Below are 20,458 nucleotides of genomic sequence, written 5' to 3'. Positions count from 1 at the left end.
TAACTGGTTAACTTAGTTAAACATAAAAAATATATAACAAGGCATTAAAGTCGGACTAAAAACAGTTTGCTTCCGTTCGTGCCTCACTATTTTAGCAAACTGTTTTAAGCCGCTTAATGTGGCGTTATAACTCAAGGATGATTATGTGCAAATTTTCTAAACTAGTTTTAATATTACTTTTCTTCTCATTTAACTTACATGCAGAAAAAGTAAAAGGCCCATCTCCTAGTAAAGCTGGAAACCTTTCTGTCGATATAGTTGCCTCTGGCTCCCCAAAATATATAGAAGATTGGCTTACTAATTCTCGTAGCGAAGGAGTAACGATAAAAAGGCTTAAAGAGGCTAAGCCTAATCAACTTATCGTAATTTCATTTCTTGTTTCAGGCATGACTCCAAATTTATCTCAAAACTATGCTTTCTCAGTTTCAATGTATATTGAACAACCAGATGGTAAATTGCTATTTGGAAAAAAAGATTATGCTAGGGGCAGTGGTAAGTCTCCTAACGTTGCCTCTTTTGTCATGGCAGATCCTGCTCTTGATTTGATTTTAGAGCATAGTGATCCTGAAGGTGTTTATAAAGTTTATGCTCAGGTTAAAGATTTGGTATCAAATAAAACTTCTAAGGCTTCATATGAAATTAAGTTTTCGAAGTAATTGAGTTATAACAAGTATTTCAAGCGGGACAAATAACAGTTGGCTTTTGCTCCTTCGTCGCTTATTTTAGCCAACATATTATTTGCCCCTTAAATGGGCGTTATATACCGCCACGAATTGTAGGTAAAATAGCTTCGTGGTTTTGTGTTTTTAACAAACATTCGTTGTAAATTCTTTTGGCATTTGTTAAATGCAAATAGGGCTTTTACTTCTACTGTTTTGTTTGGGTTTTGCAATGCCCATTCGCATAGCACCGCTCGTTATGTTGCTTTCTTTTCTAACATTGGAGTACGTGGCGGTGGGTGATGCAGTTCATATTGCAAATAATGGTTTAACTGGTTAACTTAGTTAAACTTAAAAAAATATATAACAAGGCATTAAAGTCGGACTAAAAACAGTTTGCTTCCGTTCGTGCCTCACTATTTTAGCAAACTGTTTTAAGCCGCTTAATGTGGCGTTAGTATTACTTGGAACTATGCATGCCAATTCAGGATTCAGAGCCAGAAAGACGTAACTTGATGATTACATCCATTGCGTTTATTACTTATTTTTATGGCGAAGGCACATTTATATCAAATGAAATAAGGTTACAGGTAATAAACGTATCTTTTCAAAATCCTAAATTCCTCACTCTTATGGCTTGGATTGCAATTTTTTGGTTTTTATATCGATACTGGCAAAAATATAATGGGAAATTTACGACTGAGTTCTTAAGTGAGTTTATTTCAAGACAAGGAAAGACTTACGTCAAAAACTATCTAAAGTATAAAACCAAAGAGCCAATATTTGATGACTTTTCCGATGAAGGAAATCAAATAAACAGTTTAGAGTTTAAGAGACGCAAAGTGTTAATTAACTATGACTTTGCTTCAAATGCTGAGAAAGATAAAGAAACGGGTAAAAATATTCGCTGGACTACTGCACAGTCACCTAAACAATTAAATATTACTGGAATTTACGGTAGTTTTATAATCATTAGAATCATATTATCCTGTGTTGTAAGAAGTCCAAGTTTTTCTAATTACATTATTCCCTATATATTGTTCATATTAGCAATATCCGGTTTCTTTGTTTATTAACAGTTCGGTGTAATGTAATACTAACAAGGCGTTCAAACGGACAAAAAATAGTTGGCTGTTTCACTCCGTTCACAATTTTAGCCAACAATTTTTTGCCGCTTAACGTGGCGTTAGAGGTTTTATTTGTTTATCTGTCCAAGCTGCAATAAAAAGGGAATTGGCTTTTGGTCAAAGCTTTGGTCTGGTTCTGATTCTCCTTCTAAATGCAAAGTATGCGGTGAACTAAGTTTTGTGCATTCTAAATATCGTTTTGGTTTTCAATCGGGCTGGCCAACTTTGGGAAAAATATTGGGGGCAGCTTTAAGTGTGTTTTTACTATTTCAAACAAATAGTATTTTCAGTTTAATGCTATTTCCACTTGTATGGTTGGTCTGTTCGTTTTGGGAGTTATCTTCATTGCCTATGCGCCCAATCACAGAAGAACATGTTGGTGTCGCTAAAAAGAGTGGCAATATATTTATAGTTGGGTTAATAATTATTTTCGGCTTGGTTTGGGTGGTAACAAACCTCTAACAAGTCCATTAAAAGGACAAAAAACAGTTTGCTGTTTTTCGTTCCTCAAACATTTTAGCAAACTATTTTTTGCCTCTTATGGAGGCGTTAGTTGTCCGCATAAATTTGTAAAATTGCTTTTGTATTTGTGTGCTCAACGGTTATTTTTGCGTGTGGTTCAATTCTTTGTTTTGGCAATGGAAGTGCCGACAAATCTAATCTTCCTTTTTGCTAAACCCAGTTTTCGCCTTGCGTAGTATTATGTGAAACGTGGCTTTAGTTTTTAAGGCTCAAAGTTCAAACGTTTGGTGGTAAATGCGGAAATGCTTTGGGTTTCTTCCTTCCATCAATTAAACATGCTAACTTGTTGTATTTGCAGTGCTTTGTAATTAAAAAACAACTAACAAGCCAATCAAGCAGGACAAAAAACAGTTTGCTGTTTTCGTGCCTCAACATTTTAGCAAACTATTTTTTGCCTCTTATTGGGGCGTTATGTGTTTGTAACTAAATAAAGAAAACATTGAAAATTAAGTAGTGTGTTTCGCCATTGTAAGTTTAGTTGCCACCACTAATAAGCTTTACGCAATTACAAAACAAGTTTTGTGGTAAAGCTATTATTTCATTCGCGTTTGGGTTTAAATGGCTCAAGGATAATTTTAATTAAGGGTAGCTTCGTTATTGTTCAGGCTAAGTTTTGTACTTAGTTTTACACATAACAAGTTGCTTAACAGGACAAAATACAGTTTGCTCGGCTCGTACCTCGCCAATTATAGCAAACGGTATTTTGCCCATTAGCAAAGCGTTAGGTGTTTTTTCTTTATGTTTATTGTTGTTTTAAATCGGCTTTGAATTTAAAGTATTATGCTTTGTTAACAAGGTTAAACTTTCAAGTTTTTAACTTTGTGTTTTATTAAAACTAAGTGATTAATGAAAAATCATTAACTTTTGTGAAAAGGACTTTTCAATTCAAGTATTCTTTTCTCGGTTAAACTTTCTCACTTTAATTTTGAATTATAGATTTGTGCCTTTGTTAAGTGTTTTGGCGGTAAACCGCGCCAGTATTGATCTAGCACCTAACAAGCCAAATCAGCAGGACAAATAACAGTTGGCTTTGCTCCTGCGTCGCTAATTATAGCCAACAATTATTTGCCTCTGTTTGGGGCGTTATAAGCCATGGAGAGCCCGAGTGTTAGCTCAGATTTTTGAACAAAGTTTGCATCAGTTTTTTGAAAGAGAAGCCCAAAATATACTTAGCGGTGTTAGTGAAAGAAATCTATGTTCTCGGCTTGCTATACCTCTAGAAGCGATAACTCACCAAAATGGTTTAACCGATTATTACGCTGATACAGAGTACAATCGAAAGCAAAATGGCATGGTAAAAACAATGTTAGACGACGATCTGCAAGTTATAAATATTACTTGCGATCTAATATTGCATAGCCGCGGTGAAGTTATGGGGCGAGATAATCTGATCGCTATAGAAATGAAGAAATCGGAAAGACCTGAGCAAGAAAAAATAAGCGATCGTTCAAGACTTCGTACATTGACTAAGGCTAGCTATGATGATGTTTGGTCTTTTGACGGTCAAACTCACCCTGAGCATGTATGCGGTTATGAATTTGGCTATTTTATTGAACTTGATAAGGACAATAATTATTACAAAGTTCAGCAGTTTCAGGGTGGTGATCTAATTGCAGAATTTGATGGGCGTTTTGGCTTATAACAAACGCTTCAACAAAGGACGCAAAAAGCTTGGCTTGCGTCACTTCGTTCCTAATTTTAGCCAAGCTTTTTCGCGCCTGTTAAGCGGGCGTTATGTGTTTTTAACTAAAGAAAAAGAAACATTGAAAAGTTAAGTGGTGTGTTTCGCCATTGTAAGTTTGGTTGCCACCACTAATAAGCTTTACGCAATTACAAAACAAGTTTTGTGGTAAAGCTATTATTTCATTTTCGTTTGGGCTTAAATGGCTCAAGGATAATTTTAATCAAGGGTAGCTTCGTTATTGTTTAGACTAAGTTTTGAACTTGGTTTTACACATAACAAGTTGCTTAACAGGACAAAATACAGTTTGCTCGGCTCGTACCTCGCCAATTTTAGCAAACGGTATTTTGCCCATTAGCAAAGCGTTAGGGTTTACGGAGAAACTGGTGCAAATCAAATCTATTATTTTTATTCTTTCCTTATTTTCATTTTCATCATTTGCCAATGACATTAATGAATTCTGGGCTGCGGAACCTGAATATCTTAAAGTTGTTAAAATCAATGTGTCACAACTTTATAATGAAAACCCTGATCTACATGTCATTGAGTTTTCAATTAAACGTGACCCTACGAAAATTGAATCAGAAAATGAGTATTTCATTTATCTTAAAGCACTGGATAAAGCAGATATAACTTTAGATCCAGATCCTGCTGTTCAAGCTTGGGCAAAATCAGAAGGTATTGAGGCAAATGAAATCGCAGTCTATAGTGCAATTTTTAAGTTGCCCAAAGGTGAGTTTAAGCCTTATATGCTATCAGTTATTCAATCTCGTACTTTTTTACATAATAAATGGGCGGAGTTGGTAAAACCCTAACAAGTCAATAAAGCAGGACAAAAAATAGTTGGTTTTTGCTCCTTCGTCGCTTATTTTAACCAACTATTTTTTGCCTCTTATTGAGGCGTTATGTGTTTGTAACTAAAAGAAACATTGAAAAGTTAAGTGGTGTGTTTCGCCATTGTAAGTTTAGTTGCCACCACTAATAAGCTTTACGCAATTACAAAACAAGTTTTGTGGTAAAGCTATTATTTTATTCTCGTTTGGGCTTAAATGGCTCAAGGATAATTTTAATTAAGGGTAGCTTCGTTATTGTTCAGGCTAAGTTTTGAACTTGGTTTTACACATAACAAGTTGCTTAACAGGACAAAATACAGTTTGCTCGGCTCGTGCCTCGCCAATTTTAGCAAACGGTATTTTGCCCATTAGCAAAGCGTTAAGCATACCTCAGGGATCGATGTAAAATGAAAGCGAAGTATAAATTTTCAATTAGTGGTGAGGTTAAGTTAGATCCAAAGCAAATGCTTCCCATATATGAAAAAGGCTATTGTTATTCTTTTTTGCTTGATGAGCGTAGCGTTGCAACTCATATTGAAGTTACTATTCCTGTAGAAGAAAAATACTATCCAAACATTGTTAAAACATCTCAAAATCGACACGAATTAAATATAAATAACCCTGCATTACATTTTATTCAAAGAAACCTTAGAGGGATTGAAGCTCTCATGTCAGTCTGGGGGCTTCAATCAATAGATAAACGTAACTTTGAAGTAGTGTGGTTACCAGAGAGTGCTGATGAAAAAGAAAAGTTAAAACTATTCAACTTTTCAACCAGATCAGAAAGAATGAGCTTAGATGAAATCCCACCTTTATCTTTTGATTTAGTAGCTAGGGCTGTAATCACATCTTGGGATGGTGCAAAAGAATCTGTAATAACTAGTTTCTATCGAAAAGGAACTATAGATATGGAAGCACAAGAGTACATAGATGCGATTTACGATTTTTATATGATTTTGGAAACTCGATTTGGAGATGGGAAATGGCGCGGTAATCAAGTTAAACAAAAGCTAAAATCATCAGCTGAATTAAAACAGGCTTTTACACACGCAAAAGAACACTCTTTGGAAGGTTTGTTAAACGTTGAATTACGCAAACAGAAACAATCAATTGATGTTTATGATAGTTATGAAAAATTCATAGATTATATTGTAGATTTAAGGGGGACGTTGCATCACCATAGTGAGAAGAACCCCAAAGCTTGGGATCCTAGTAAACCTGAAAAATATGAACTAGATGCTGTTTACCTTCATGCGATTTGTAATCATATTATCTTCAAAGTAACTCGGGATTACATCGATGATGAGTCTGTAAAGCTTGATTATGAAAGACAATGTAATGACTTTCTCAGCAAGTATGCTTAACAAGTTACTCAAAAGGACGCAAAACGCTTGGCTTGCGCTCCTTCGTCGCCAATTTTAGCCAAGCATTTTGCGCCCATTAGTAAGGCGTTAGCCTTCATATGGAGTATGAATGATCGAATTAGCAACAATCGCCCAAGCCGTGTCAGTCGTAGCCGCATGCTGGGCAATAATTACTGGCGTTGGTGCGTGGAAAAGAGAATTCATTGGCAAGCGTAAAATTGAACTTGCAGAAGAAACTTTAGCGGCATACTTCGAAATTAAAGATGCAATTGCATTTATTAGAAGCCCTTTTTCCAGTAGCACTGAAGGAAGCACTAGAGAGCGCGCCCCACATGAAACCGACGCAGAAAGGCAATTGCTTGATAGGGGATTTATCGTATTTGAACGCTATGAAAAAAAGAAAGAAATTTTTGTTAAGTTCAGTACGCTTAAATACAAGTTCATGGCTGTATTTGGCCCGGATACTGAAAGTATTTTCAAAGAAACTCACCAAGTTATTAATTCCATATTCACTTCCGCAAATATGCTTGCAACTCACTATTGGCAGCGACAAGGTCGAGTTCAAATGGAAGCCGATGAGTTTCAAAGGCATCTTGACGAAATGCATCGACATGAAGGTATCTTCTGGGATCGCTATAACGAAGACGATGAAATTAGAGAAAAGCTATCAGCGGTTCAGGCGTCATTAGAAACTGTTACTAAACCATGTTTCGAAGAACCAATGAAAAGCTATACCATTTTTACAAAAAAGTGGTTCAGCAAAGGCTAACAAGGCTATCAAGGTACGCCAGCGAGCTGGCTGGACCTCCGTTGCGTTGCTTGGTTTGTGCTTTTTCGCTACGCTAGCACAAACAAATCAACGCAACTCCGGCCCCTTATAGCGGCGTTATGTACTAAAAGGAGAAATTAAGAAATGATCAACCTTAAGAAAATGAAAGGTGAAGGTGAAATATTGATTTTCATCTACATTGCTATGTTTGGTGCGTGGATTACGCATGTAATAACCTGCCTTGCAGATGAACGATGGGGGTTCTTAATTGCAGGGGCACTGGTCTTTCCTATAGCCATTATTCATGGCATCGGCATTTGGTTTGGTGCTTGGTAAATGCCAAAAATCCTTATCTATATTGCAGCAGGGTTTCTTTTTGTCGGAGTTTTACCTTTGCCGTATGGGTATTACATGTTGTTGCGGTTTATAGCTTGTGGTGTCTTTGCATGAGCAGCATATATTGCTTTTGAACGAAATGAAGAATTATTGCCTTGGGCTTTTGTGGTCTTGGCTATTGTGTTCAACCCAATCTTTAAAATTCATTTCCCAAAAGAAATGTGGGCAATAATAGATTTCTGTTCTGGGCTATTTTTAGTGCTTATAAGTGGCAGAATACAAGAAGATAGCAAGCAAAGCACATAACAAATAGCTCCAGCGGACAGTTTAAAGTGGCACTTTTTTGCATACGCAAAAACGTGCCACTTTAAACTGCCGCTGAGCAAGGCGTTAACTTGCTTAAAGAGGTTTAGTGTTGAAATCTAATATCATCGAGTTCTCCTTTATTTCAATTCTCCTTTCTTTGGTGGGATACTTTGCATATATAAGTAATCAACCCGAAGCAATTGATGTTGCTTATCAAAAAAAAACAAATCGAACATGGTGTCATGACTCAACATTACACTTATCAATGTCGGATTCAGGGATAGTTACAGATCTTTCACACTGATCTACCCTCGATAAAACGGACACCAAAATCTAATTAAAGATGAGGTGTTCTATGCCGAAGTACAATAATCCAAGACGCACTTGGAAGTATTCAAACGACTTTAAAGTCAACGCTGTTCAACTGAGTTTTGTTGTTGGCGTCACCATAAAATCTGTCGCAGAAAAACTCGACATTCACCCGTTTATGCTGTCACGATGGCGAAAAGAATATCGTGAAGGAATAATTGTGGCTGATAAGCGAAAAAAAGTGGCTGGACAATCTAAAACCAAAAAAGCACTGACCAAAGAACAACAACTAGAGCGTGAAAATAAGCAACTCAAGGAGGAGCTGTATATTCTAAAAAAGTGGCAACGGTTTCTTGCCGAGGAACATCAAGCAGATATCGATTCATCGAAAAACTCAGAGCCGACATAAAGGTGACGAGGTTGTTGACGTTTTTTAATGTATCTAAAAGTGGCTATTACGATTGGCGCGAAAGACAACCGAGTGCACGCACGTTAGAGGATGTGACGTTGAAAGAAAAAATTCAGCAGATATTCACACAAAATGAGGGGCGTTATGGCAGCCCTCGTATTTTTAAAGCACTCATCAAAGCAGGCTACCGTATTAGTAAACGGCGAGTAGAGCGTTTATATGGTGAACTTGGTTTGGTTGCGCGTGTTGTGCTTGTGACCTATCGGTCGCAAGGGTTAAAACGCTTTTTAGCGTCAGGCGAAAACTTACGACCTGATGGAGGCGTGCCTAAAGCAAAAAACAAGGTATGGGTTGCCGATGTGACGTACTTGAAAGTAAATGGTGTTTGGCGATATTTATCGGTGATAATGGATTTATACTCACGGCGTATTATTAGCTGGAGTTTAGATAAAAATAGAACGATGGAAGTCACTAAGCGAACATTAAAACAGGCCATTAAAACGCGTAAACCACCAAACGATTTAATGTTACATACAGACCGAGGTGTAGAATATCGGGGGAATGTATTTCAGGCAGTATTAAAACGGCGCGGCATTACACATAGTTTAAGTCGAGCAGGTAAATGTACGGACAATGCGCATATGGAGTCATTTTTCCATTCGATGAAGGCCGAGGTTATTCGCGGAAACACTTTTAAAAGTGATAAGGAATTACGCAGAACGCTTGGCAGTTACATCAACAAATACTACAATGCGATGAGGTTGCATTCAGGGATAAGCTATTGTTCACCAATAGAATATGAAGCCCTGGCAGCATAAATTTAAATGTGTCCGTTTTATCGGGGGTAGATCACTGCTAAAAGTTTGCTCGGTTCCGCTTCGCTACACATTTTAGCAAACTTTTATCAGCCTCTTAATGAGGCGTTAGTTGCACTATTAACTTTTGCGCATCAATCAAATAACAAGAATAAAATTAAATGACAAATAGAAAAGAAATCACGGAAGTTTTTACTCCTAGGCAGAGTGAGGTTAACGATTCAATGTATGTTGAACGACCTCAGCATGAAAAAGCACTTAGACGAGCAATAAATCGTAATTCACATTCTTTAATTTTTGGAGAAAGTGGTAACGGTAAATCTTGGCTTTATAAAAAAGTACTAAGTGAAAACTCTATACCTCATGTAATTGCAAATTGCGCTAATGCGTCTAGGTTGAAGTCAATTACTCAAGAAATATGTAACTGTCTGATTGAGCCAGGGACTGTAAATAAGCTTGGGTTTAATGAGGAGAAAGCTGCTGAAATAAATGCTTATTTCGCAAAAGGAGGCCTTAAACATAATGGTAATTACGCCATTGCCCAAGAAGAGCCTCTCCTTAAAGCATTCAGAATCTTCCATGAAAGTAACCCTGATAAAAAAATAATTGTTCTAGATAACTTGGAATCAATATTTGAATGCTCTGAATTAATGGATGAGCTCGCAGATATCATCATACTTTTAGACGATGAACGTTACTCAATGTGTAATATTAATTTTCTAATAGTGGGTGTACCTAGTGGCGTACTGCAATATTTTAGTGAAACCAAAAATGTTGAGTCAGTTTCGAATCGAATAAATGAAATATATAAAGTTGCAGGGTTAGATTCAGGGCAAGTAATGGAAATAGTTAAGAAAGGTTTTGATCAGTTAGCTATTAATATTACAGGTGAAAAACTTATTCAACTTTCTAACCAAATTTGCTTTATTACCCTAGGGATTCCCCAAAGGGTTCACGAGTACTGCGAAAGTTTAGCTTATGAAATAGAGGACAATGGATGGAAATATGAAACGTCACTCCTCAAAAAAGCAAATTTCGAATGGTTGAGGCAAGGTTTAAGACAAAGTTATAATGTTATTGATTGTCACTGGGGAAATCGTTCAACAGCTGTAACTAGAAAAAACCAAGTGATCTATTGCATCGGAAAAATATCAACACATCAATTTGATTCGAAAAAAATAGATGCAATGATAAGAACAGAGTTTCCAACAACAATTCCTAAAACAAATATGGGAATTGGCAGCATTTTGAGTAGGTTATCAGAAGGTGTAACACCTCTTTTAAATAAGAGCGATAATACTTACGCAATCAGAGACCCTCGATTTTTAATGTGTATCCGTACAGCCATCTACAAAGATGCAGCTAAAGAGAAGGTTATAAAGAAAAACTTTAAGGTGTAGGTGAAATGTGCAACTAACAAGTTGCTTAAACGGACAAAAAACAGTTGGCTTTTGCTCGTTCCTCGCCAATTTTAGCCAGCTATTTTATTGCCGCTTAGCAAAGCGTTATATGGCTAAATAAGTATGGATGATCTAATCAAAATTTTGAGGGAAAATAATGAGGAAGTGCTAATTCCAATGCGGTTGCCTTCTGAAACTGAAGTTTTAACTTTAGAAAAAGAACTTAATATAAATTTCCCCTCCGATTTTAAAGAATACTTGCTAAAAATTAGCGATGTGGTCTTTGGGACCATTGAACCTGTAACTATTGCTGACCCTTCATGTTACACATATTTTAAAACGGTTCTGGATGATGCCAGAACATGCGGAGTCGACAATAATCTAATTCCTATTTGTTACGATAATGGTGACTTTTATTGCATGAAACCTGATGGTCGAATAGTTTTTTGGTCTCATAATGGCGTAGTAGATGAATCTTGGGATAGTATTTGGGATTGGGTAAATGACGTATGGCTTAAAAGTTAGCGCCATATAACAAATCGTTAAAGCAGCTAAAGCTTGGCTCGGTTTCGCTCCGCTTCACATTTTAGCCAAGCATTATCAGCCCCTTAGTGAGGCGCTTACAGCTTCTAGCGATGATCTAAATCGCCTCAGCATATTGCGCCACTAATTCAATTTCATCATGTAGTGCTATCATTAAGTTTTTAGCTTGCTGATAATCTTGTTGCTCTATTGTCGCTTGCACTTGCTGACAAGCAACTAACATCCCTTGTGCCGCCATGACTTTGGCATTAATGAGCAACTGAGATAAATGAATATTAATTTGTTCTTGTGATTTTACCGAAATAGCATAGTCTAATTTGTACGCCAGCTGATGATTTTCACCAACATATTCTTCCATCATCATAACCGCCAGCTCTGAGCCTGCTTGGTTATCGGCAAACTTTTTCAAATCAAAGGCAGGTGGTAAATCTTCAAAAGCAATAGCCGCTTCTAATACTTGATTATTGCGCGTTGGAATAGCCAGTGGTGCTGGAGCTATCGCAACAGGTTTGTCTTTCACCACCAACCAAGTTGCCAATAATTCGCTCAACGCTTTTACCGTCAATTGCTCAGGTAAGCTGCTAATTTGCCAATGTTTATCTACGGCTTCTGTTTGCCACTGAGCAACATGTTCAGCAGAGCAACCAATAATCCCGCGCTGAACTTGTTTACCATTACGCAATTCAATAATTGGCGATGTTGCAAAATCTGAGATTAAAATTAAATGACGACCACTTGCCCATTGGGTCAGCATTTCATCACTGTTACTAACAAAGGTCAGATTAAAACCCATAACATTTAACAGTTTAATCAAAACACTGTATTGGCTGAAATTGCTAGTTGCCATTAAAACTTCAATCCCTGTACGTTGATAATCAACTAGCGATAAGTTTTGGCCAACATCCACTTGATTCGATGTCACTGACTCCGCAAGTATCTGTTCAACACCTTGATTAAACATATATTTATCAAAAGGTAGGGCTAATAGGCTATAAAGTTCATCAACTTTATTATCTGATGCGGTTTTTACTGAACCTTCAATTAAATACACTTTCGGCTGGTATGCTGGTGGTAAGTGGTCGATATGACTTGTTAATTCCAATAAATAACTTCGCTCGGTAAGGATAACCACATGGATCGGACTAAGCTTTAACGCTTCAAGCGCTAATAACGGCCAAGTTTGTTTTATATTCTGTGCTGTCGTCACGCTCGCTTGACCATCAGCCAGTGCTTGCTCAATCACCTTTTGTGTGACGCAATCATCAAGCTTATCCGCTAAATATAAAAAGTGTTTATTAGTAAAATCAATCGCTTTATTACCGACTGGCTTTTGTTCTTTTTGTTGCTGGCTAAGCGCATGTGGCATATTAACAGTAAATTGATAACCATTATCTTTTTGCTCAATCACAAATTCATTGGCATGCAAACGTTGAAAAAGCGCTTTTAATAATCTAGTTATTGGCGATTCAAGCTCATCCGCCACTTGTTGTTCGGCCAATAAATTCGACAATACCAGCGGAATATTTTTTAATTTCCCTTCAACCGTTAAATGAAAGTGATAACTCACCACATATTGGCCAGCATTTTTATCCTGCAATTGGGTGGTTAATAACAATTGACTATGGCGTTGCCCCGCTAGCATGACTCGTAACACCATTAACATCGCCGCATTAAATAATTGGCTATCAAGTTGCACATGACATAAATGTGGTAGTTTATCTAACAATTGTGCATTATTTTTTTGCCCTTTAGTTTCCACCGCTAAATTAGCTAAACAAGTTAATATCTGGGTTTGTAAACAAGTATTAGTTAATTGAAGTTGGAATTTATCGGCTGTAATATAACTCTGTAATTCCGTTTCTTGCCCCCACACTAATAAACGATGTAGCTGACGATATAAACTAGAGCTTGGTGTTTTTCGTGTTAAACATTCAGCTTGGCTTTGTAACATGGCTTTGACCACACTATCGTTTAACGTTCTTGCCAAACCTAGCTGCTGCTCTAACGCTTGTTTTTTATTTTGTTCCAGCGCTTGAGTAGTTTTTTCAACTTGCTCAGTTATTAGCTTATTGTCGGTATCATGTACTAGGCTCAAACTACCTAAAAATCCATCTTGATAATTAAGCAGGCATTGCACTTTTTCACCCGTAACGGTTGTTAACACAATAGCTGCTTGGGCACCTGTGGTTTTTACTTGACGTGCGCTAGTTATTAAATTCGTCCATGAGCTCGCAGTAAAATTACCACGTAAAGAAATGTCATGATTAAGCGTTATCACTTGAGCTAGCAAATCTTTAATACTTTTTGCTGTGGTAATATCTTGCTGTTGCCAAGAAACCACCTGATGATATTTAGCTAAATCACTGAGCATCTGTTGATGTTGACCAATCAACAAGTCAACATCAGCTTCGTTGTATTTAGGCTTGCTCACTGAACTTAACATAGCCGATATTTTTTCCTGTTCAGCATAAGCTATGGCAACTTTTACTTCCCCTTGCAAAACCTCTTCAACCAACTTTACATTCGTAAGTGAAGATACTTGCATACGGCGATTAATATTTAACACCACTAAAAAAAACATCGTTAAACTTAACCCAATCGCGGTAAATAAAAAAAGTTGTAACGATTGGTGCGACAGGTTAATCCCTGCTTGTTTTAGAGGCTGTTTTAACCAGCTAGGTAATAAAGCATCAACCGATAATTGCGTGTCGGCTTTTTTTAAACTTACACTAAACTGCTCAAGTACTTGGTTAAGCTGAACCGATTGTTGCTGTATAAGTTGTTGATAATCTTGATATAGACGTAGATGACCACGCCATTTCGACATTAAGCGCTCATCAATAGCGAATAATCGTTGTAATTGCTGAATTTGCCCAAATAACACTTGGTTTTCAGTTGAAATACTATTGTTATTGGCTTCAAACCAGGTAAAAAATTTTGCTGATAAACCCGATAAATGTTCAATTAATTGCTCGTCACTTTGTAAATTAAACAAAGGTAACAAGGTATTTATCTCTGCTAGTTGCTGATAAGCCAAACCATCTTGATTTAAAGCTGTAATTAATTGCGTATACGCTGTCACTCTTGAAGCGGTTGTTTTATCTGACAAGGTATCATTTTTGATTAAGGCATAAAGCTCATCAGCGCGACTTTGTTTTAACGCCAACAAATGACTAAAACCAGTAAGAATTTGAGTAATATCACGCCCTGCTTGCTCTAACAATTGTTGATTGTAGCTATCTTTGCCAGCAATACGAATAATCTGTTGTGCTTCGGTTTTATTTGCCAAATAGGGAAAATCTGACAAAGTAAATTTATCACTTTGTTGTGCAAGCAAGGTTAATTTTTTTTCTAATTCACCATGCTGTTCAATAAACTCAGTTGCTATTTTTTGGGTCGCCAAATGATGCAAGTTATTTTGTGCTTGTTGTATTAGGCTCAGCTGGCTTTGACTTTTTTCAAGTTGCGGTAAACGGTTATTTAATTGTAATTGAAAATTATGTTCGCGCACTTTGAACAAGCCAAAAGTAGCGCTAGCTAACAAAATTAAGATAAAAAATAATAAAAAATAAGCACGATAAAATTGCTGATGAAAAAACGGCTTGGTGGTCATATTCCCTTCCACATGTCTTAGATTAATTTTAATCTACATGTTTTGATCGACGGATAAATAGCGAAACACCAGTGTAGGGATTTCAAAAGAAGAATCAATAGGGTCTATAGAACTTTCGATTTTATTTTTTCAGGAAATTATTCACATTTCACTTAAACGACACATAAGTGTCACCAGAATTTCATATTGACTGATTAATTTATCAGCATGAACGTTAAAAATGATGTTTACAAACGTGACTTACAATTATTGCTCTGGTGTGTTCGCTCCCACAGCTATAGACGGTTTATTGCGTTTGTTAGAATAATATCTCGCTCTGGCGATGGCTATATGCAAGCATTATTGCCTTGTGCAATTGCAATTGCAGAGCCACAGACAGGGCCTGTTTTTTTACTGATGACGTTATTGGCTTATGCCATTGAGCGACCGTTATATTTTGTCTTAAAACGCAGCTTAAAACGACGTCGCCCTCCTGAAGTTATCCCTTTTTTCTCAAGTTTAGTCACTCCATCAGATCAATTTAGCTTTCCTTCCGGCCACACCATGGCGGCATTTTTATTAGCTGGTTTATGTTCGGCTTATTATGGTAGCACGGCTTACCCATTATATATTTGGGCCTGCGCTGTTGGCAGCTCTCGAGTTATTTTAGGGGTGCATTTTCCTACCGACATTTTAGCCGGTGCTTGTTTAGGTACAGGCATAGCTTATACCGTGGCATCGCTATTATAAAAACATTCTATTAATCATATGAGTTAAACAATGAAAATTTTATATGGTATACAAGGGACAGGAAATGGCCATATCTCACGCGGCCGAGTATTAGCAAAAAAACTCGCAGAATACCCAGAATTATCCGTGACTTATTTATTCTCAGGCCGTAATAAGGCTGATTTTTTTGATATGGAAATTTTTGGTGATTTTTTGCATTATGATGGTCTGACTTTTATCACTAAAAATGGCAAAGTTGATAACCTAGCAACCGCAAAAAAAAATAACCTATTTAAATTTTTTAAAGATATTAAACAGCTTAATTGCCAAGATTATGACCTAGTGATCACCGACTTTGAGCCGGTAACCGCATGGGCCGCAAAAAAGAAAAAAGTACCGGCATTAGGGGTCGGTCATCAATATGCCTTTGGCGAGAATACCCCGTTAGCTGGCGATAACTATTTTACGCGCTTAATTATGCGCAAATTTGCCCCTGCAGAGCATAGTTTTGGCTTACATTGGCACCAATACAGTGACAATATTTTACCGCCGATCATTGATACTAGCATTAAAAATAGCGGTCAGGAAAAACATGTTTTAGTGTATTTACCGTTTGAAAACCAGCAACAAATCACCACCCTGTTACAACAAATACCCGAGGTGAATTTTTTACAATATTCACCTGAATTAAGTGATCAAAGCTGTGCCAACGTTGAGCTGAGAAAAACCAATTACGCAGGTTTTAAAGCCGACTTACAATCAGCATCAGGCGTTATTTGTAATAGTGGTTTTGAACTGATCAGTGAATGTTTACATTTAGGTTTACCGTTATTAACTAAACCATTAAATGGCCAAATGGAGCAACACTCTAATGCGTTAGCTCTACAGCAGTTAAATTATGCGACGGTAGTTGACGCTTTAAACTTGCCAAATATTCAAAACTGGTGCCGACAAACAAACCCTCAGGTAACTAAACCCTTACCCGATGTTGCCGGCGCAATTGCTGAGGCTATTGTTAATCACCGCTGGCACAATGCAAAACAGTTAAGCAGTGCATTATGGCAAAGCTAATAGCGGTAAGAATTCGTTAACTTTTAAAGTTTAAAAAAGTGTTGTTGATATACTTTAAGCTCTTCAATTGATTCTAAAATATCATCAAGCGCTAAGTGGGCGCCGGTTTTAACAACTTTGTCTAATACCTCCGGCTTCCAACGGCGCGCTAACTCTTTCACTGTGCTGACATCTAAGTTGCGATAGTGAAAATAATCTTCAAAGTCAGGCATGTATTTATTAATAAATCGACGATCTTGGCCAATAGAATTACCACACATAGGTGATTTGCCTTTTGGCACGTATTGCTCAACAAACTTAATGGTTTCAATTGTCGCTTGTTGTAAATCAACAGCACTTTCACGACAACGTTGTGTTAAACCTGATTGACCATGATGCTCAATACACCAAGGGTTCATATTATTTAATACTTCATCTGATTGATGAATAGCAAACACCGGCCCTTTCGCCAAAATATTTAATTGGCTGTCGGTAACTACCGAAGCAATCTCAAGAATAACATCGGTCTCTGGCTCTAAACCCGTCATTTCTAAGTCAAGCCAAATTAAATTTGTATCGCTACACGCCATAACATTCCCTTAATAACTAAATAAATTAAAACACGCGGTAATCAATTCAGTATAACCGCAAAAATAATGAATGTAGACCCTGAAACTCGCATCTTGACGATGATTGGGTATAATAGCCATTCATTATTCAGGAACTTTGCTTCATGACCCTAACAATGTTGATTAATTGTGGCTAAATCGAAAAAACTCACCAAAGGCCAAGTACGCCGAATTAAAGCGAACCAAGCAAAAAAACTTCAATCGAAAGAACAAATTAGTTGGCAAGATAGTGATTTAGGTGAAGCGCAACACGGTGTTGTTATTAGCCGATTTGGTCAACATGCCGATGTTGAAAGTGAAGCAGGTGAGATTTTCCGTTGTAATTTACGGCGCTCAATTAGCAGTTTAGTGTGCGGCGACAAAGTTATTTGGCGTCAAGGCAAAGCAACCGAACAACATAGTATTAGCGGTATTATTGAAGCGGTACAAGAGCGTGAAAGCATGTTATCACGCCCTGATGTTTATGATGGTGTTAAGCCCATTGCTGCCAATATTAACCAAATATTTATTATTTCTTCTGTTTTACCTGCATTTAATAGCAATATTATCGACCGATATTTAGTGGCGTCAAAACAAACCAATATCACACCAATTATTGTCTTAAATAAAATCGACTTATTATCTGATGATAATCGCCAAGAAATAGAAGCTAGCCTCGATATTTATCGCCAAATTGGTTATCAAGTCATTTACGCCAGCAGCCAAAATCAAAACGGCATGGAAGAATTAATGACGCAGTTACAAGATAAAACCAGTATTTTTGTGGGGCAGTCAGGTGTTGGTAAATCCACCTTAGTCAATAGCTTAATGCCGGAATTAGCAATACAAACACAGGCGGTGTCAGATAATTCAGGCCTTGGTCAACACACCACCACAGTGGCACGTCTTTATCATTTTAGTACTGGCGGAAACTTAATTGACTCACCCGGTATTCGCGAGTTTGGTCTCTGGCACATGACGCCTGAGCAAGTCAGTGACGGTTTTGTTGAATTTGCTGATTATTTAGGTACATGTAAGTTTCGAGACTGCAAACATAAAACCGACCCAGGCTGCGCTTTAGTTGCCGCCGTTGAACAAGGGCAAATTCACGCTGAACGTTTAGCCAGTTTTCAACGGATTTTAGAAAGTATTAATGAAAGCTTGCAAACCACCCGGTTCAACCAATAATTAAAACCAATTAACTGAACATACAAATTAGCTGTTAAGGAAAAAGAGTGTCTTTTGATAAATTAAAAATTGCTTTGCAATATGCAATGCCAAAACATGCATTATCACGTTTAGTGGGAAAACTGGCGGCAGCCGAAGCAGGTTGGATAACAACCAAAGCCATTAACAGCTTTATTAAAGCTTACGATATCAATATGTCGGAAGCAAAATTAAAAAATGCCACTGATTTTAAAACCTTTAACGACTTTTTCACCCGTGAATTAGAAGACGGCGCACGCACGATTGATAACGATCCAAGCACATTATGTTATCCCGTTGATGGCGCGATTAGCCAACAAGGCGATATTGTCGACGGCCAGCTTATTCAAGCAAAAGGTTTTAATTACAGCTTAGTATCGTTATTAGGTGGTGATGAAAAAACAGCAGCACCATTTCAAGGGGGTAGCTTTTCTTGTATTTATTTAGCCCCGAAAGATTATCACCGTATTCATATGCCGATGGCAGCTACACTAAGAGAAATGATCTATGTGCCAGGTGAATTATTTTCAGTTAATCCATTAACCGCAAATAATGTCCCTAATTTATTTTCACGCAATGAACGTGTTGTTTGTGTTTTTGACACCGAACATGGTGAATTAGCCATGGTCTTAGTCGGGGCAACGATTGTTGCTAGCATTGAAACCACATGGGCTGGAACTATTACGCCACCGGCAGGTAAAGATATTTTCCGCTGGACTTATCCAAGCGAAGGCGACACGGCGATTAAATTTAACAAAGGTGATGAAATGGGCCGTTTTAAACTCGGTTCAACCGTTGTTTCTACTTTTGCCCCCAACATGGTGAAATTTAATCCTAATGCAGGCCCTCAAACGGTTACTCGCTTAGGTGAACATTACGCCGATATTATCAGCTAATACGTTCAATAATGGATGATTTATGAAGATATTTGCTCATCGTGGTGCGAGTGGTGAATACCCTGAAAATACCCTACTTGCTTTTCGTCAAGCCATCGAACAAGGTTGTGATGGCATTGAATTAGATGTGCAATATCACCCAAGTGGCGAATTAATTTTAGCGCACGATAGCTTTTTATCTGACCATCAAATGCAAACTCAAGGTATTAGTACACCTTGCCGGCTACAAGATCTGCCACTCGCTGATGTCTTATCCATGCCGGTTGGACAAGGACAAACCTTGTGTACACTTAAGCAAGCTTTAGCCGTGATTAATGGTCAGTGTGATGTCAATATTGAAATTAAACCGGCTTACCTTGAAGTGGCAAACATTGCGCAAGTTGTTGATAACGTCAGCCAAGTTATTGTAAACAGTATTAACAAGCACCAATTTAAGCTCGAGCAATTAATTGTTTCCTCGTTTAACCATCAAATTATCCACCAAATTAAGCAGAAACTTCCTAAGCTAAAAATTGCCGCGCTGATCGCCTCTTGTCCACAAGATTTAATGGCCTTCACCAACACATTAGATCTTTATGCTGTCAATATGGCTGTCGATTGTACCAATCAAGCCATGGTTGATGATGCTCATCAACGAGGTTTATTAGTCGGTGTTTATACCGTTGATTTTTCAGCCGATATTAAACAATGTCAGCATTGGCAAGTAGATTTTATTTTTAGTAATTATCCGCTACAGGCTAGACAATTCAGCTTATCTTAAGATAACAAAGGATTAAACTATTTCACCGCTTTGCTTATTTTTTAGTTGCTCAATGATTGTGCAACCGTTAGGATAGAACCTACGAAAGTAGTCTTTTATCGCTATTTTCACCTCATTTTATTGATTAATTTGTTATAGGAAACCTTAATGGCTCGAAGTAAATCAACGAATAAGCCAACGGAAGCTGAATTAAGCTTATTAAATGTTTTGTGGTCAATTGGCCCTGCAACCGTTCGTGAAATTCATGATGCAGTCAGTTCAACACAAAAAACTGGTTATACTACGGTATTAAAAATATTACAGATCATGCACGAAAAAGCGTTAGTTATTCGTGATGAAAGCAATAGAGCACACGTTTATGCGCCGGCTAATAGCCAAACGCATACACAGTCATCGTTATTACAAGATTTAGTCAGCAAAGCCTTTGGTGGCTCAACTTCGAATTTAGTAATGCGAGCTATTGACGAGTCAACCAGCCAACAAGAAATTGATGATATTCGTCAATTACTGAATAAAATAGAGCAAGAAAAATAATAACCTATTA

20 protein-coding genes and 1 pseudogene are annotated in these 20,458 nt (G+C 37.4%); 19 read left to right on the top strand and 2 right to left on the bottom strand.

The features are described from left to right. The first annotated feature begins 143 nt into the window (after nucleotides 1-143). The 13 genes and pseudogenes from ACSLUO_RS15505 to ACSLUO_RS15445 all read left to right on the top strand — a co-directional run bounded on the left by ACSLUO_RS15505 (nucleotide 144) and on the right by ACSLUO_RS15445 (nucleotide 11,055). Nucleotides 144-656: a hypothetical protein gene (locus ACSLUO_RS15505; protein WP_448249876.1), complete on the top strand. Its 513-nt coding sequence runs from the start codon at nucleotides 144-146 to the stop codon at nucleotides 654-656. Between the two features lie 479 nt (nucleotides 657-1,135). Beyond that, nucleotides 1,136-1,735 (top strand): hypothetical protein, encoded by a 600-nt coding sequence (locus ACSLUO_RS15500; RefSeq protein WP_448249874.1) that lies wholly within the window; start codon nucleotides 1,136-1,138, stop codon nucleotides 1,733-1,735. Between the two features lie 123 nt (nucleotides 1,736-1,858). Continuing rightward, nucleotides 1,859-2,248 (top strand): hypothetical protein, encoded by a 390-nt coding sequence (locus tag ACSLUO_RS15495; protein WP_448249872.1) that lies wholly within the window; start codon nucleotides 1,859-1,861, stop codon nucleotides 2,246-2,248. A 1,165-nt stretch (nucleotides 2,249-3,413) separates the two neighbouring features. Continuing rightward, on the top strand, nucleotides 3,414-3,950 hold the full coding sequence (locus ACSLUO_RS15490; protein WP_448249870.1) for a hypothetical protein: 537 nt from the start codon (nucleotides 3,414-3,416) through the stop codon (nucleotides 3,948-3,950). Further along, entirely contained in the window at nucleotides 3,931-4,083 is a 153-nt protein-coding gene (locus tag ACSLUO_RS15485; RefSeq protein ID WP_448249868.1) for a hypothetical protein, read from the top strand. Before ACSLUO_RS15490 ends, ACSLUO_RS15485 begins: the two co-directional genes overlap by 20 nt. A gap of 163 nt (nucleotides 4,084-4,246) precedes the next feature. After that, nucleotides 4,247-4,804, top strand: coding sequence for a hypothetical protein (locus tag ACSLUO_RS15480; protein ID WP_448249866.1), 558 nt, complete (start codon nucleotides 4,247-4,249; stop codon nucleotides 4,802-4,804). Between the two features lie 425 nt (nucleotides 4,805-5,229). Beyond that, a complete protein-coding gene (locus tag ACSLUO_RS15475) occupies nucleotides 5,230-6,186 on the top strand; it encodes a hypothetical protein (RefSeq protein WP_448249864.1) in 957 nt (318 codons plus the stop codon). A 109-nt stretch (nucleotides 6,187-6,295) separates the two neighbouring features. Continuing rightward, nucleotides 6,296-6,955: a hypothetical protein gene (locus ACSLUO_RS15470; RefSeq protein ID WP_448249862.1), complete on the top strand. Its 660-nt coding sequence runs from the start codon at nucleotides 6,296-6,298 to the stop codon at nucleotides 6,953-6,955. A 144-nt stretch (nucleotides 6,956-7,099) separates the two neighbouring features. Continuing rightward, nucleotides 7,100-7,291 (top strand): hypothetical protein, encoded by a 192-nt coding sequence (locus ACSLUO_RS15465; RefSeq protein ID WP_448249860.1) that lies wholly within the window; start codon nucleotides 7,100-7,102, stop codon nucleotides 7,289-7,291. Beyond that, nucleotides 7,292-7,597: pseudogene (locus tag ACSLUO_RS15460) on the top strand (DUF6804 family protein). A gap of 355 nt (nucleotides 7,598-7,952) precedes the next feature. Further along, nucleotides 7,953-9,133, top strand: a protein-coding gene (locus ACSLUO_RS15455; RefSeq protein WP_448249858.1) for an IS3 family transposase whose coding sequence is annotated in 2 segments (ribosomal slippage) — nucleotides 7,953-8,238 and nucleotides 8,238-9,133 — 1,182 coding nt in all. Because the reading frame shifts where the segments join, the coding sequence is not laid out codon by codon here. A gap of 158 nt (nucleotides 9,134-9,291) precedes the next feature. Further along, nucleotides 9,292-10,530: an AAA family ATPase gene (locus tag ACSLUO_RS15450; RefSeq protein ID WP_448249857.1), complete on the top strand. Its 1,239-nt coding sequence runs from the start codon at nucleotides 9,292-9,294 to the stop codon at nucleotides 10,528-10,530. 123 nt (nucleotides 10,531-10,653) lie between these two features. After that, complete coding sequence (locus ACSLUO_RS15445) at nucleotides 10,654-11,055, top strand: SMI1/KNR4 family protein (protein ID WP_448249855.1); 402 nt, start codon at nucleotides 10,654-10,656, stop codon at nucleotides 11,053-11,055. Nucleotides 11,056-11,170: 115 nt separating this feature from the next. On the opposite strand, the gene ACSLUO_RS15440 is transcribed toward ACSLUO_RS15445, so the two are convergent. Then, on the bottom strand, nucleotides 11,171-14,686 hold the full coding sequence (locus ACSLUO_RS15440; RefSeq protein ID WP_448249853.1) for a hypothetical protein: 3,516 nt from the start codon (nucleotides 14,684-14,686) through the stop codon (nucleotides 11,171-11,173). Between the two features lie 207 nt (nucleotides 14,687-14,893). Between ACSLUO_RS15440 and ACSLUO_RS15435 the strand changes: the two genes are divergently transcribed. After that, complete coding sequence (locus tag ACSLUO_RS15435; RefSeq protein WP_448249851.1) at nucleotides 14,894-15,415, top strand: phosphatase PAP2 family protein; 522 nt, start codon at nucleotides 14,894-14,896, stop codon at nucleotides 15,413-15,415. 30 nt (nucleotides 15,416-15,445) lie between these two features. After that, complete coding sequence (locus tag ACSLUO_RS15430; RefSeq protein WP_448249849.1) at nucleotides 15,446-16,465, top strand: MJ1255/VC2487 family glycosyltransferase; 1,020 nt, start codon at nucleotides 15,446-15,448, stop codon at nucleotides 16,463-16,465. Nucleotides 16,466-16,488: 23 nt separating this feature from the next. Here ACSLUO_RS15430 and orn read toward each other — a convergent pair whose 3' ends face one another. Beyond that, complete coding sequence (gene orn / locus ACSLUO_RS15425) at nucleotides 16,489-17,034, bottom strand: oligoribonuclease (RefSeq protein ID WP_448249847.1); 546 nt, start codon at nucleotides 17,032-17,034, stop codon at nucleotides 16,489-16,491. Between the two features lie 168 nt (nucleotides 17,035-17,202). Between orn and rsgA the strand changes: the two genes are divergently transcribed. From rsgA to ACSLUO_RS15405, 4 genes are all read left to right on the top strand, one after another. After that, on the top strand, nucleotides 17,203-18,240 hold the full coding sequence (gene rsgA, locus ACSLUO_RS15420) for a small ribosomal subunit biogenesis GTPase RsgA (RefSeq protein ID WP_448249845.1): 1,038 nt from the start codon (nucleotides 17,203-17,205) through the stop codon (nucleotides 18,238-18,240). 47 nt (nucleotides 18,241-18,287) lie between these two features. After that, nucleotides 18,288-19,154, top strand: a complete 867-nt coding sequence (gene asd / locus ACSLUO_RS15415) for an archaetidylserine decarboxylase (protein WP_448249843.1) — start codon at nucleotides 18,288-18,290, stop codon at nucleotides 19,152-19,154. 22 nt (nucleotides 19,155-19,176) lie between these two features. Further along, entirely contained in the window at nucleotides 19,177-19,914 is a 738-nt protein-coding gene (locus tag ACSLUO_RS15410) for a glycerophosphodiester phosphodiesterase (RefSeq protein ID WP_448249841.1), read from the top strand. 147 nt (nucleotides 19,915-20,061) lie between these two features. Then, on the top strand, nucleotides 20,062-20,448 hold the full coding sequence (locus ACSLUO_RS15405) for a BlaI/MecI/CopY family transcriptional regulator (protein ID WP_448249839.1): 387 nt from the start codon (nucleotides 20,062-20,064) through the stop codon (nucleotides 20,446-20,448). Nucleotides 20,449-20,458 lie beyond the last annotated feature (10 nt).

Source organism: Thalassotalea agariperforans, assembly GCF_053470345.1.
The sequence above is the reverse complement of the archived record's forward strand: the minus strand, read 5'-3'. Positions and strand labels throughout refer to the sequence as shown.

What these genes read in the sequence shown, in the direction of transcription:
- ACSLUO_RS15505 (WP_448249876.1), top strand. Translation starts at nt 144, where the DNA reads ATGTGCAAATTTTCTAAACTAGTTTTAATATTACTTTTCTTCTCATTT.
- ACSLUO_RS15500 (WP_448249874.1), top strand. Translation starts at nt 1,136, where the DNA reads ATGCCAATTCAGGATTCAGAGCCAGAAAGACGTAACTTGATGATTACA.
- ACSLUO_RS15485 (WP_448249868.1), top strand. Translation starts at nt 3,931, where the DNA reads ATGGGCGTTTTGGCTTATAACAAACGCTTCAACAAAGGACGCAAAAAG.
- ACSLUO_RS15475 (WP_448249864.1), top strand. Translation starts at nt 5,230, where the DNA reads ATGAAAGCGAAGTATAAATTTTCAATTAGTGGTGAGGTTAAGTTAGAT.
- ACSLUO_RS15470 (WP_448249862.1), top strand. Translation starts at nt 6,296, where the DNA reads ATGATCGAATTAGCAACAATCGCCCAAGCCGTGTCAGTCGTAGCCGCA.
- ACSLUO_RS15465 (WP_448249860.1), top strand. Translation starts at nt 7,100, where the DNA reads ATGATCAACCTTAAGAAAATGAAAGGTGAAGGTGAAATATTGATTTTC.
- ACSLUO_RS15450 (WP_448249857.1), top strand. Translation starts at nt 9,292, where the DNA reads ATGACAAATAGAAAAGAAATCACGGAAGTTTTTACTCCTAGGCAGAGT.
- ACSLUO_RS15445 (WP_448249855.1), top strand. Translation starts at nt 10,654, where the DNA reads ATGGATGATCTAATCAAAATTTTGAGGGAAAATAATGAGGAAGTGCTA.
- ACSLUO_RS15440 (WP_448249853.1), bottom strand. Translation starts at nt 14,686, where the DNA reads ATGACCACCAAGCCGTTTTTTCATCAGCAATTTTATCGTGCTTATTTT.
- ACSLUO_RS15435 (WP_448249851.1), top strand. Translation starts at nt 14,894, where the DNA reads ATGAACGTTAAAAATGATGTTTACAAACGTGACTTACAATTATTGCTC.
- ACSLUO_RS15430 (WP_448249849.1), top strand. Translation starts at nt 15,446, where the DNA reads ATGAAAATTTTATATGGTATACAAGGGACAGGAAATGGCCATATCTCA.
- orn (WP_448249847.1), bottom strand. Translation starts at nt 17,034, where the DNA reads ATGGCGTGTAGCGATACAAATTTAATTTGGCTTGACTTAGAAATGACG.
- ACSLUO_RS15410 (WP_448249841.1), top strand. Translation starts at nt 19,177, where the DNA reads ATGAAGATATTTGCTCATCGTGGTGCGAGTGGTGAATACCCTGAAAAT.
- ACSLUO_RS15405 (WP_448249839.1), top strand. Translation starts at nt 20,062, where the DNA reads ATGGCTCGAAGTAAATCAACGAATAAGCCAACGGAAGCTGAATTAAGC.